The organism is uncultured Bradyrhizobium sp., assembly GCF_936943645.1.
Taxonomy (GTDB): domain Bacteria; phylum Pseudomonadota; class Alphaproteobacteria; order Rhizobiales; family Xanthobacteraceae; genus Bradyrhizobium.
Genome location: NZ_CAKZJO010000051.1, coordinates 52,215 through 66,160, shown reverse-complemented (window position 1 = coordinate 66,160; position 13,946 = coordinate 52,215). Strand labels below are relative to the sequence as shown.

6 protein-coding genes are annotated in these 13,946 nt (G+C 62.1%); 3 read left to right on the top strand and 3 right to left on the bottom strand.

The genetic code is table 11. From position 1 onward, the window contains the following. Positions 1-41: 41 nt before the first annotated feature. The 3 genes from Q0743_RS09970 to Q0743_RS09960 form a co-directional block, all read right to left on the bottom strand. Entirely contained in the window at positions 42-938 is an 897-nt protein-coding gene (locus Q0743_RS09970) for a DMT family transporter (protein WP_298241358.1), read from the bottom strand. Positions 939-992: 54 nt separating this feature from the next. Continuing rightward, positions 993-2,294, bottom strand: coding sequence for an MFS transporter (locus Q0743_RS09965; RefSeq protein ID WP_298241524.1), 1,302 nt, complete (start codon positions 2,292-2,294; stop codon positions 993-995). 120 nt (positions 2,295-2,414) lie between these two features. Further along, positions 2,415-3,209, bottom strand: coding sequence for a methyltransferase domain-containing protein (locus tag Q0743_RS09960; protein ID WP_298241357.1), 795 nt, complete (start codon positions 3,207-3,209; stop codon positions 2,415-2,417). Between the two features lie 104 nt (positions 3,210-3,313). Here Q0743_RS09960 and Q0743_RS09955 point away from each other — a divergent pair, with 104 nt between their 5' ends. The 3 genes from Q0743_RS09955 (at position 3,314) to Q0743_RS09945 (ending at position 13,775) form a co-directional block, all read left to right on the top strand. Beyond that, positions 3,314-8,536, top strand: coding sequence for an amino acid adenylation domain-containing protein (locus Q0743_RS09955; RefSeq protein WP_367184874.1), 5,223 nt, complete (start codon positions 3,314-3,316; stop codon positions 8,534-8,536). 182 nt (positions 8,537-8,718) lie between these two features. Next, positions 8,719-9,699, top strand: coding sequence for an LLM class flavin-dependent oxidoreductase (locus Q0743_RS09950; protein WP_298241356.1), 981 nt, complete (start codon positions 8,719-8,721; stop codon positions 9,697-9,699). 47 nt (positions 9,700-9,746) lie between these two features. Continuing rightward, entirely contained in the window at positions 9,747-13,775 is a 4,029-nt protein-coding gene (locus tag Q0743_RS09945; protein ID WP_298241355.1) for an amino acid adenylation domain-containing protein, read from the top strand. The last annotated feature ends 171 nt before the right edge of the window (positions 13,776-13,946 follow it).

Genomic DNA, 13,946 nt, shown 5'->3' with positions numbered 1-13,946 from the left:
CCGAAGTGAGAAAAAGGGTGAAGCGCGGCGGGGTGTAAGCCTCAAGCCCTCGTCGCCAGCACGACACTCGCGAGCGTGAACAGCAGGGCCGCGATCTTGCCCGCGCCGAGCGGTTCGTGCAGGGTCACCGCGGATGCCACCACGCCGACGATGGGAACGCCGATCGTGCCGATCGAGGCGATCGAGGCTGGAAGCCGGGCCAGCGCCGCGAACCAGCTCACATAGGCGACGCAATATTGCATGATCGTCACATAGACGATCAGGATCCAGCCGAGCTGCGTGATGGCGAAAACGTCGGTGGTCTCGATCGCAAGTCCGATCAAAGTGATCGGAAGACAGCCGATCAGGATCTGCCAGGCAGCCGACGAGAGCGGCGGCATCTGGATCGGCAGTTTCTTCGCAAAGACGGTGCCGAATGCGAAGCCGATCGCACCGCCCAAGGCCAGCACGATTCCCGGAAGCTTTTCCCAGCTCGCGGAGATGCCGTTGCCGCCCATGATGGTCGCGAGCCCGGCGAGCGCCATGAACAGCGCCGTCGTGCGCAATACGGTCGGCTTTTCGCCGAGCACCGGCCAGGCAATGATCGCGGCCCACACCGGCATGGTATAGCCGATCAGCGCGACTTCGCTGGCGGGCAGCCAGAGCAGCGCAAACCCGATCAGGATCATCCAGCAGGTCACGTTGAAGGTCGCTGACAGGATGATGCGGCCCCACATGCCCTCGGGCACGCGCAGGCTTTGGCCACGAAGCCCGGCCAAACTGGCGAGCAGCGCCGCACCGACGAGGCCCATGACACCTCGGTAGGTCAGCGGTGGAAGCTGGCCCAGAAGATATTTGGTTGCGGGCCAGTTGCTGCCCCAGCCGATCGACGTGATCACGAGGAATGCGAGGCCCGCTGGCGCAATCTGCGCTGTCTGCTTCGATTTGGGCTCGTGCATGGGATCACCGGGAGAGCGAGTTGCGCAAGTCCGATCCAACTTTCGGCTCTCGTCTCAGTACTTGAGCGGAAGGCGAGCCGTCTCCGGTGCCGCAAGCACGGACACCAGCGTGAGCACGGAAAGCGCGATGATGAACACGGAGATTGCCCAGGCCCCGCCCGTCCAGACCAGCAGCGCGGTTGCGATCAGTGGTGACAGACCGCCGCTGAGCGCGGCTGCGATATTGGCGCCGAGCGAGGCGCCGCTGTAGCGCATTCTCGTGCCGAACAATTCCGGCATGTACGCGGCCTTCGGTCCGAACAGCAGGGCATGAGTCAGCGTCATCGTGACAATCAGCGCGAGCGTCAAGATGGTGGCATCCTTGGTGTCGAGCAGCCAGAACAGGGGAAAGGCCATGACGATGGAAGCGACGGCGCCGGCCAGGTAAAGCGTCTTCCTGCCATAGATGTCGGACAGCCACCCTGCCAGCGGCAACGTCACGAATTCGACCAGCGCCGCATAGACCACGGCATTAAGGATGGTCTGCCGCGGCATCCCGAGCTTCGTCGTCGAATAGGTGATGACGAATACGGTGAGGAGATAGGCGAGGCCGACCTCGGACACCGTGATGCCAATCGCGAGCAGGAGGTTGCGCCAGTCGCGCCGGAAGATCTCGAAGATCGGTTGGCTTACGACGTCCTTTCGCTCGAGAACCTGTCTGAACTCCGGCGTTTCGGTCAGGCTATATCTGGCGAACAGCCCCACCAAGACCAGAACGATACTGAGAAGGAAGGGCACGCGCCAACCCCAGCTCAGAAAGCTCGCTTCGGGTAGCTGCGTAACGAGCGCAAAGATCCCTGTCGATGCGGCCACACCCATGGGAAAGCCGACCTGCACCAGGCTGCCCCAGAATCCGCGCCGCTTGCCAGCGTGCTCGATCATCATCGTCACCGCGCCGCTCCATTCGCCGCCGATGCCGATACCCTGAATGAAGCGAAGCGCCACCAGCATGATGGGCGCCCAGATGCCCACCTGATCATAGGTGGGTAGGCAGCCGATCAGGAACGTGCCGATGCCCATCAACAGCAAAGTCGCGACCAGCATCGATTTGCGGCCGACGCGGTCGCCAAAGTGGCCGATGATCGCGCCGCCGATCGGGCGGGCGACGAACCCGACGGCATATGTGCTGAAGGCGGCCACGGTGCCGATCAAAGGGTCGAATGCCGGGAAGAACAGTTTGTTGAATACAAGCGCCGCGGCGGTTCCATAAATAAGGAAGTCGTACCACTCGATCGCGGTCCCCAGCACACTCGCCCACGCCACCTTTGCGATCGAAGGAGTTCGCGCGGACCATTGGTCCGCGACGTTGTCGGTGATGATCGTCAAGGTTGATCCCCTGCTCAGACCGCGCCACAATCCCTACGCGAATTGAAATCCAAGCCGAGCGCACAGGCAAGCGAAATCTCGATCGGATCGGCAAATCGGTGGAGTGAGCTTTCAACTGTCCGAAGGAAGGCCGTGTTCAATTGCCTGAAAGCGAACCGGCGCGAGAACGGAGGCCTGCTCCCACCAATCGGCGACTTGCTCGTCCAGCTCGGTCTCGCCGCGTCCCTTGCAGGGGAATATCTCGACACGCCTAACCGCTTCCGCGTGAAAGCCATCAACTTTTCGCGTGACCTTCACGATTGTTCCTTCGCGGTTGTGTTTGGTCAGTGGCACCAGGAGCCGTCCGTCAAGGCGAAGCGACTGCAGCCAGAGCGGGTGGGGGTGCGTGAAGCCGGCGTGAACCACGATGACGTCCGCCGGTTCCCCGACATTGCGGCACGCATCGGTGCATAAGGCGCGGACATTCCTGTAGCCGCGTAGGTTCGCTCTTGCTTGGGCGACAAACTCCTTTTCGCAGTCGATCGCGAGGACCTTGCCATGCGGGCCGACAAGTTCGGACAGGATCGCCGAGAAATAGCCGAGACCGCACCCGATTTGGACAACCCGCTCGCCGGCCTTGATATCGAGAATTTCGAACAGATTGGCCCAGAGGCTGGGAAGGCCGGTGTGCAGCCTTCGGCTTTCGTCGATCGCGACCAGCACGTCATCGTAGAGATGGACCGGATCGGCGTCTGGCGTCGTCTGATATTCGCGACCTTCCGAGGCCCGCACCCGCCAAGGCCCAGGGCCAGCAAAGTGTTCGCGCGAAACAGATGCGAACGCATCAAGCAATCGCGACGAGGAAACTCGTCCGCGCTTCTTGATCTGCGCGACGTAACGTTTTCGCGTAGCGGCGATGTCGCTCATCTTGCTTCTTCCAATCACTGACGATATCGTCGTGCACGATAGCTCAGGCCCAGAAAAAAGGCATCACCTTGGCCGCTCGAGTCTCATCGTCGCAGCGATCCCCGGTGGATCGAGAAGCGTTCTCCAGCATTGCTGGTCTACTCGCGTTTTATGCACGGACGACTCCCGCGCAAAACGCTATCATGGATTCGGCTGGAAATTCTGTCAGTTACGCCGAGCTCTGGGTTTGTGCGGAGCGCGTCCGCCGACAGCTGCGGCAGTTTGGCGTTGCCAGTCATCATCGCGTTGCGGTTGTGCTTCCGCGTGGTGCTGATAACGCTCTTGCACTGGTTGTGATAGCCGCTGCGGCCGTTTGTGTTCCAATCAATCCGGATTTTACGCCTGACGAACTGCAGCGCTACTTTGCCGATTTGAGACTGGCAGCGCTCGTCACCAGCGGCGACGCGAAGCCCGCGAGCCGAAATGTTGCGCAGTCGTTGGGAATTCCGGTTCTCGACGTTGGTTTGCAAGTCAGGGCGGCCGATTTTGAGCTAACGGGCAGCACTCGCACTGCAGGAGTAGCAACTGGAGAAATCGGCCCCGATGACGATGCTTTCGTTCTTCTCACCTCCGGCACTGCCGCGCGTCCCAAGATGGTGCCGCTCACCCAAGCAAGCGTCTGTCTTTCAGCCGTCAATGCGGGAGCCGTTTTGTCTCTCACGGCGGCCGACCGCCTCTTGAACGTCCTTCCGCTCTTTCATGCGCACGGCTTGATCTCGGGGCTTTTGACTGCACTTGCCGCCGGATCGAGCGTCATATGCACGAAAAGCTTCGACGGAGCCTCCTTCTTCGGTTGGTTGAGGGAATTGCAGCCGACCTGGTATACGGCCGTGCCGACGATCCATCGCGCGGTCCTGGCGGCTGCGCTTGCGGATGATCGCGCCGCAGAGCCGAGTTCCTTGCGCATCATCCGCTCGGCGTCGGCCTCGCTCGCTCCCGCAACGCTGGAGCGGCTTGAAGCGCTGTTTGCAGTGCCCGTCGTCGAGACCTACGGCATGACGGAAGCCGCATCCCAGATCGCCGCCAATCCGCGTCATCGGCGCAAGTCCGGTTCGGTCGGCGTGGCTGCCGGTCCTGATATCGCGATCATGGATGGCAACGGACGCGAGCAGGCGAGCGGCCAGCATGGCGAGATCGTGCTGCGAGGGCCGACGATCACGCGCGGTTACGACAATGATCAGCAGGCGACGGATGCCGCATTCCGGGACGGCTGGTTGCGCACCGGCGATCTCGGTTTTCTCGACGAGGACGGCTATCTCTTCATCGTCGGCCGCATCAAGGACGTCATCAATCGGGGCGGGCAGAAGGTCTCGCCGCTCGAGGTCGAGGAAACCCTGCTGACCCATCCCGACGTGCTGGAGGCCGGAGCGTTCGGTGTTCCGCACGACAAGCTCGGCGAGAACGTTGCAGCAGTCGTGGTGCTGAGGCCAGGCGCCAGCGTCACCCCGCAGCAGGTGCGGCAACTGGCGGCAAGTCGGCTTGCCGCCTACAAGGTGCCGAGCCTGATCCACATCGTCGATGAAATTCCCAAGGGCGCCAGCGGGAAGATCACGCGAAGCGCGCTCCCCGGCCTGATTGCGTCGGGGGCCACGGTGCCGGCCGTCGCGCCTCGCTCGAAGCTGGAAGCCCAGCTCGCTGCGATCTGGTCGAAGGTCCTGGAAGTGGACGGGATCGGCGTCGATCAGGATTTCTTTGCGCTCGGCGCCGATTCCCTTGCGGTCACGCAGGTGCTGTCGCGCTTGCGCGAACAGTTCGGAGTCGATCTCACGTTCGGCGATGTGTTTGATGCCGGCACGATCGCAGCGTTGGCGGTCCGGCTGCAGGCCTCGTCAGCGCGCCACGGTGACGCGGCGCCCAAATGGCATCGTGCCGCAAGCGGTGGCGGTGCCGTAGCGCTCTCGTTCCAGCAGCAGAGGATGTACATCCTCAGCAAGCTGGATTCGACCAAATACAATTACAATGTCGTCGAAGTGGCGAGGTTGTCGGGCCGGCTCGACGTGGAGGCACTCGAGGCGGCCATCGCGGCCGTCGCGCGGCGTCATCAGATCCTGAGATCCACCTTTGCAGAGGCCGATGGGGAGCCGGTGCAGAAGGTCGGTCGCCTTTCTCCGCGGCTCGAACAGATCAGGCTGGCCGGCTATGTCGCCGGGAAGCGGTCAGGCGCAATCCGGCGCGAGGCCATGAAGGTTGCTCACTATTGTTTCGATCTCGAACGAGAGCCGCCGTTCAAGGCAACGCTGTTGCGGTTTGATTCAAAAGATCACGCTCTGATCGTCACTCTGCATCACATCGCGACAGACGGCTGGTCGCAGCGGCTATTGTGGCAGGAGCTTGCAGAACACTATTCGGCCGCTCGACGCGGCAAGCGGTCGCCGGTCCGCGGCCCGGCGCATCAGTATCATGACTATGTCGGCTGGCAGCAGGCATGGGCGCAGACGCAGGCGGCGAGCAACCAGCTCGACTTTTGGCGCAAGCAGCTTGATGGTGTGACGACGCTGCCGCTTCGCACGGACCGCCCGCGTGGCGAGAGCTGGACGGGTCGCGGTGCCAGGCACTACATCAAAATTCCGCGTGTATTGTCGGCAGCGGTCAAGGCGCTTGGCCAGCAGCACAGCGTCACGCCGTTCATGATGCTGCTGGCCGCGTTCCAGTGTCTGCTCTGTCGATACACGGGCCATGAGGACGTGGCGACGGGCTCGCTGATCGCCAATCGCAACCAGATTGAGGCCGAGCCGCTGATCGGCATATTCGCCAACAGCGTGATCATGCGGACGGATCTCTCAGGCGATCCGAGTTTCAGCGAACTGCTGCAACGCGTGCGCCGAGTCACGCTCGATGCCTATCGCAACCAGGATATTCCCATCGAAGCGGTTTTGCGCGCGCTCCAGGCGTCGCGCCGGGACGGCAGTCCACCGTTTCAGATCATGTTCATCCTGCAAAACCCCGCCGTCGAGGCCGGCCATTTCCCTGGCTTGTCGACGCACCGGATCGAGATCGACCCGGCGGTCGCGCGGTTCGATATCACCCTCGAACTCCTTGAGACCAACGGACAGTTCTCGGGATTCTTCGAATACGCCACCGATCTGTTCGACGCGGACACGATTGCCCGGATGGCGGGACACTTCCAATCGCTGCTCCAGGGCATTGCGACCGATCCCGACACGAAAATATCCCGCCTGCCTTTGATCGAGTCGGTGGAGCGCCATCGCTTGCTCGAAGAATGGAAGGGAGCAAGTCTTCCCCGACGTGGCAATTTCATCGAGCGCTTTGATCGTCGGGTGGCGCGTGATCCCAGGACGACGGCTGCTAGCGACAGCTCCGGCAAATCGAGCTACCGCGAACTCGCCAGCCGAAGCCTTGCCATCGCGCAGCGGCTGGCCCGGGAGGGCGTCGGAGAGGACATGATCGTCGCGCTCCTCGCCGAGCGGAGCGTCGACCTGGTTGCGGCAATGATCGCGGTCCAGCGTGCGGGCGCGGCGTTTCTCTGTTTGGACCCGGCGCAGCCTGCCGTGCGGCTTGCCGCAATCCTCCAGTCGGCGCAACCCCGACTGCTCTTGAGTTCGCGCGGCTGCGCCAGCCGGCTCGATGAGATATTTTCGGCCTCTTCGGCTGCTCGTCTGCCCTGCGCGATGCTCGACGACATCAAAGGGCGCGGCCAGCGCAAGCCGATGAAAGCAAGAGCGCCATCGGGCCTTGCCTACCTCATCTACACGTCCGGCTCGACGGGCGCGCCGAAGGGCGTGATGATCGAGCAGCGCGGTCTGACAAATCACCTGGCTTCGCTGGTGTCCGAGCTCGCCCTCTCAAATAGGGACGTGATCGCTCAGACGGCGCCACAGAGCTTCGTCATCTCGGTCTGGCAGTTCCTCGCCGGATTGACCGCTGGCGCCCGTGTCCACATCTGCGCAGACGCGGTGGTTCAGGATCCCCTGTCGCTTGCACAGGAGATGCACCGTGAAGGCGTCACGGTCCTGCAGATCGTTCCATCGCTCCTCAGGTTGATCCTCGAGCGGGTGAATGAGACCGCAATTTACCGTGCCTTTGCGGGCCTTCGGTTGTTGATCTCGACAGGCGAACCGCTCCCGGCCGATGTCTGCCGGAGCTGGTTCCAGCACTTTCCAGGCGTGCCGGTGATCAATGCCTACGGCGCATCGGAATGCTCCGACGATGTTTCGCTGCATCGCTTGGTTGCGGCGCCAACTGGGTCCGTCGTGTCCGTCGGTCGCCCGCTCCCGAATGTCCAACTCTATGTTCTTGACGGCGGGTTGCGGCCATTGCCCATCGGCGTGACCGGCGAGCTATATGTCGGCGGCGACGGCGTGGGCCGCGGCTACATTGGAGACAACGAGCAGACCAGCGCGCGTTTTCAGCGCGATCCTTTCAGTGATCGTGCACATGCGCGGCTCTATCGTACGGGTGACCTTGCGCGCTGGCGCGTGGATGGAACCCTGGAGTGTCTCGGTCGGGCTGATCAGCAGGTCAAGGTCCGCGGCTATCGCGTCGAGCTCAAGGAAATCGAGCATGTCCTCCTGGATCATCCACGGATCGGCGCCGCGGTGATCGAGCCGCGCCGTGAGGCAAGCGGCGATATCAAGCTGATTGCCCATGTCGTTGCCACGGGCGCGCATCAACCGAGCGCGACCGAACTGCGCGAATTTCTCAAAGCCAGGCTGCCAAGCCAAGCGGTGCCGTCGGTCTTCCTGTTTTTGGAGCGCATGCCCCTCAATGGGCACGGCAAGGTCGATCGCGCAGCCATCGCAGCGTCTCCGCGATCGGAACCGATTATCGTGCCTCCGGCGGTCGAGCCGTCCCGTTCCACCGAGAAGGCCATCCGCGAGATCTGGGCTGACCTGCTGAAAGTGAGCGATATCAAGGTCTCCGACGATTTCTTCGATCTCGGCGGTCATTCCTTGCTGGCGGGCCGTGCGATGGCTCGCATCAAGCAGGCATTCGGAGTGACGCTGCCGATCCGCACGATCTTCGATCTGCCAACGATCGAAGCACTCGCCAAACGCGTCGACGAGGCCCGCGGTGTAGAGGTGATCACTGAAGCTGCATTGCTTCCAAAAGATGAGCAAAGTAGTCCGGCCGCACTATCGTTTGCGCGGGACGAAATGACGGCCGAGCAGGAAGACGATGTGAGGAACCTGCTCGCACGCCGTAAGCGCGAGCTTCAGGAGGCTATTCGCAATGCGGGAACAGGCATCGGCTCGCCGGTCGCGCAGTCCGGCAAGTTAAAGGCGAAAGCCGGCAGGAAGAAAGCGATCGAGCAGATGCCGGATGCTTAGGATTAGGCGTTTGGGGCGGGAGCATGGCGCACGAACGGATCGGCCTCGATAGCGGAGCGCTCGATGTTCTCGAATCCCGACGAGTTCGGAGCGTATGCGCGGGATCCTGCCGCCGGCGCAGCCGGATCGCGCGGCGCGGTTCGCGTTCGACGCTTCTCGCCGCGCGGTCCAGGAGCGCCTAGATGAACAATGCAAGGCTTCGCGTCTTTCCCGCCATTTCGCGCAATCGGGACCCCGGCAAATATGTCGACGAATTGATGCACGTCGCGCGTTTTGCGGATCTCCATGGTCTCGCGGGACTCCTGCTGTTCGAAGGCAATGACGTGTTCGTCCAGCCTTGGGCGATGGCGCAGCACATCGTGGCCCAGACAAAGCGCAGCTCGCCGTTGATCGCAGTCAACCCCGTCTACATGCATCCTTTCACCGCGGCCAAGTTGGTGTCGTCCTTTGCGCAGCTTTATGGGCGCAAACTGTATCTGAATATGATCACCGGTACCGCTGTGAGCGACTTGCAGGCGCTGGGCGACCAATGTGCGCACGCTGACCGGTATGTCAGGCTGGGCGAGTTCATCAAACTGGTCCGCCTGCTGCTTGAAAGCTCCCGCCCGATCGATTTTCGCGGAAACTTCTACACGGCGTCCGGCCTGCATCTTCACTACCGGCCTCCGGCCGACCTGCTGCCTGAATTCCTGATCGCCGGCCAATCCGACGCCGCCCAGCGCATTGCCGCTGAAGCCGGCTGCATCAAGATGCAGATGCTGCCGCCGGATCACGACCGCGGCATCAGCGCACCCGGCTTGAACTTCGGGATCTTTGCAAGGCAGGGCCGTGACGCCGCGCGTCGGGCCGCGCGTGAGCGCTTCAGCGACAGTGCAGAAGGTCGCGAACTGCTCACGCTTACGATGGAGAACACGGATTCGGTGTGGAAGCGGCGGCTTTTTGAGGGACAGACGGCCGAGATGCAACACAACGGGTATTGGCTATTGCCGTTTCTCACATTCCAGGCGGATTGTCCTTATCTGGTCGGCAGCTATGCGGAGATCGGTGAAAAGCTCAGAACTTTCGCCGCCCAGGGCCTGACGACGATCATGCTCGACATGATCGCTGACGAAGCCGAGATGCGGCATGTGGGTAAGGCGCTGCAAGCAAGCGGCTTGTTCTGAGCCGAAGAGCACGCCTTCGTTCGGACAATCAGCGTGAACTGCGAGTGATGTCGGATATCCATTCTCCACCCCTCGAACTGACGGATCCTCCGCCACTGACAGTGCGCTCGCCGGGCAGTCGGGTGCCGCTGTCCCACGCGCAGGAAGGGCTATGGTTCCTCGAGCAGCTTGGGCTGGTGGGCGCGGCTTACAACATGCCCTGGATGCTGCAACTCGAAGGGGCGTTGGATGTCGTTGCTCTGGAGCTGAGTTTCGGAGACGTCGTGCGACGTCACGAAAGCCTCCGCACCAAGTTCGAGACAGTGGACGGCCGCGGCTTTCAGGTGGTCGACGAGGCCGGAGCTTTCCGCCTCGACGCGGTCGATCTCTCCACGCTTGGGGACGACGAGCAGCGGGCGGCGACCGGGCGTTTGATGTCGGAGGATGGACGGCGCTTGTTTGACCTGTCGGCCGGGCCGCTCTTCCGCGTCACGCTGCTTCGATTGACCCAGAACCGGCATATCGTGCTCGTCAACATGCATCACATCATATCGGATGCTTGGTCGATCGGCGTGATGTTTGCTGAGGTGACGGCGCTCTATGCAGCCCGAGTGGAGGGACGAGTGTCGCCTCTGGAGAGCCTGCCGGTTCAATACGCGGATTACGCGCTTTGGCAACGCGAATGGCTTCGGGGCGACGTGCAGACGCGGCAGCTGGCGTACTGGAAGCGGCAGCTGGCAGGCGCGCCGCAGGCACTGGCGCTGCCGACCGATCGCACCCGGCCTCAGATGCAGAGTTTTCGAGGAGCAAGCCGCGGCTTCAGCCTGACGCCACAGCTTTCATCCGACCTGCGCGTCCTCGCGCGTCGAGAGAAGGCGACACCGTATATGGTGTTCCTGGCGGCGTTTTCGGTGCTGCTGGCGCGCTATAGCGGGCAACGGGACATTCTTGTTGGCTCTCCCTTCGCTGGTCGCGGGCTGCCGGAGCTGGAAGCCATGGTGGGTTGCTTCGTGAACATGCTCGTCATGCGTACGGATGTGTCGGACGATCCCAGCTTTCGCGAATTGCTGCGGCGGGTGAAGGAAACGACACTTTCCGCCTATGAAAACCAGGATGTGCCGCTCGAAAGGCTGGTGGAGGCGCTGCAGCCTCACCGCGATTTGTCCCGCCAGCCGCTGTTCCAGGTCGCCTTGATCCTGCTGAACGTCCCCCCGGCGCAGCTCGATCTTCCAGGACTGCGAGTAAGCCAGGTCGCCACCGAGCACGTCACGACAAGGTTCGACCTGTCATTGACCTTGTACGAAGTCCCTTCCGGGGTCCGCGGATGGCTGGAATATGCGTCGGATTTGTTCGACGACGATACGATCGCACGTCTGGTGGGCCACTTCGAGAATTTGTTGGGCGCAATCGTTGCCGATCCGGACCAGCGCGTCTCGGAGCTTAAGCTTCTGAATGCGCTCGAGCACAGTCACCTGATCACCGAATGGAACGCAACGACGGTCGACTATCCTGCTGGTAAGTGTGTTGGCGAGTTGTTCGTGGAGCAGGTGGGGCGTACGCCGCATGCGGTGGCTGTCGCCAGCGGAGCTCACGAGTTGACGTATCGTGAGCTGAACGTGCGGTCGAACTGCCTCGCTCATCACCTGCGCGGACTTGGCGTCAAGCCGGATGATCGCGTTGCGATTTGTGCCCGGCGCGGTGTCGAGATGCTGGTGGCGCTGCTCGCAGTTCTCAAGGCGGGTGGGGCTTACGTCCCAATGGACCCCGCCTTTCCCATCAAGCGGCTGGCGGACATGATGGCGGACTGCGCACCACGCGCAATACTGTCGGATGCGGAGACGATGGAAATCCTGGAGGGTCACACGGGGGACCTCCCGGTGATTGATCTCGCCAATGAGACGCTTTGGACGAATGGTCACCGCAGCAATATTCGGCCCGAAGGGGTCGGATTGCGACCCGAAAGTCTCGCCTACGTCATCTACACGTCGGGCTCGACCGGACGGCCCAAAGGCGTCATGGTCGAGCATCGGTCGCTGGTGAATCTCCTGACATCCATGAGTGAGCTCGTCGGCATGAATCCGGCTGATCGCTTGCTGTCGGTGACCACTGTATCGTTCGATATCGCGGGCCTCGAGCTGCTGATGCCTTTGCTCGTCGGCGCCAGAGTTGTCATTGCCGACCGTCAGACGAGCAGCGATCCACGACGCATGATGGATTTGCTGCTGCGGGAGCAGATCACGGTCTTGCAGGCAACTCCCGCGAGCTGGCGGGCTCTGATCGAGAGCGGTTGGGTGGGAGAGCCACGTCTCCGCGCACTGTGCGGCGGCGAGGCCATGACGGCCGATCTTGCCGACCAGCTGCTCCGGCGAACCTCGGCATGCTGGAATGTTTATGGGCCCACCGAGACAACAATCTGGTCGTCGGCTCACGCGATCGAGGAAACGGCGTATCCGTCATCCGTCGTCCCGATCGGCCGACCAATCTCGAACACGAGAATCTATGTCCTCGACGAGCACCGTGCTCCCGTCCCCATCGGAGTCGTTGGCGAAATCTACATCGCCGGCACAGGGGTGGCGCGCGGCTATCTCAATCGACCCGAGCTGACCGGGGAACGGTTTGTCACTGAGCCTTTCGCTACCGACCCGGACGCGCGAATGTATCGGACCGGCGATTTGGGGCGTTTGCTGCCAGATGGAAGTATCGAATATCTCGGGCGAAACGATTTTCAGGTGAAGCTGCGCGGTTATCGCATTGAGCTCGGTGAAATCGAGGCGGCATTGATGGGCCATGCGTCGGTGCGGCAGGCGGTGGTCGTCGCGCGCCAGGATCGTGCCGATGATCCTCGCTTGGTGGCCTATGTGGTGGAAAACGACGGGACATCTGCCGGGCGGCAGGGAGGGCGCGAGAGGCGTTCGACAGCGATGAGCACGTTGTCGGACGACTTGCGAACTCATCTCCAGAACCATCTGCCGGACTACATGGTGCCGTCGACCTTTGTTGTGCTCGACGCGCTGCCGCTGACCCTCAACGGGAAACTGGACCGGGGCAGCTTGCCCGCGCCTTCAGGCCATTCGCGTACATCCCGCGCCTACGAGGCTCCGCGTGGAAGGCTGGAGAAGATGTTGGCGCAGACTTGGAGCGAGTTCCTGGAGATTGATCGCGTCGGACGTGACGACAATTTTTTCGAGCTTGGTGGCCACTCGCTGTTGGCCGTGCGTTTGGTCAACGAATTGGGTCGTCGCGGCACCGACATCTCGCTGGCCAGGTTGTTTGCAAGCCCGACAATAGCGCTGCTCGCACGCGAACAGGCGGGCATTGATAACCGGTCGAGGGACGGCGCTGCAATGACTCTTCGTGCAGAGGGGAGTGGTGCTCCGCTATTCCTCGCGCCGGATCTCTTTAATCAGATGATCTATGGTCCGATCCTTACCCGGCACCTTCGCGGCGGCTTCCCCGTGTATGGCTTGACGATGAGCCAGGTAGGGACCGCGTCGGCACGAACGATCGAGGCGATCGCCGGGAGCCTGGTCCGGACAATACGGTCCATTCACCCGTGCGGGCCATACCGTCTGGCGGGCTGGTCGTTCGGCGGAATATTGGCCTACGAGATTACAAGGCAGCTCGTCGATGAAAAGGAGACCGTACAGTTCTTGGGATTGATCGACGCGCTGTATGGGCGGCCGAGCTCTCCGTCGAAGACGTCAGACGTCGCATTCCTGCGGAACTATATCGGCAGCCGGACGGGCGGCCGAATGCTCCAGTCAGACTTTCGCTCGATGGTTCTAGAATGTCGTGAGAGGGCTTTGTTGCCCTGGTCGTCTACGGAAGAAGACGTTCGCTACATGATTGCGCAATCGCGGACGCGCGAGCGCGCGGGCAGCAAATACATCGGGGCGGCTATTCCGATCGCCCTCCAGCTTTTCACGGCGGCGGAAAATCCCCTGGATGACCGGCTCTATGGCTGGGATCGAATTGTTCAGGCGCCCCGGATCCACAAGACCGTTGTTCAGGGGACGCATCATTCGATGCTGCAGAGCCCTTACGTCGCGTCGCTGGGCAAGGTGTTTTCGGACGCTATCTTGCTGCCGGCGGGATAGAGCTGTCAGCTTTGGTCGCCTGCTCGCTTGGCTTCTGGCTGCCTTGGCAAGCCCGCCGCCGTCCAGTGGCAGGAGCGGCGGTGCACGTTAATGAAGATCGATGAAGTCGGATCGCGCCCAGCCGATCGATCAGGCCGTTCACCGATCGCAGCAACATCCGACCAGAGAAAA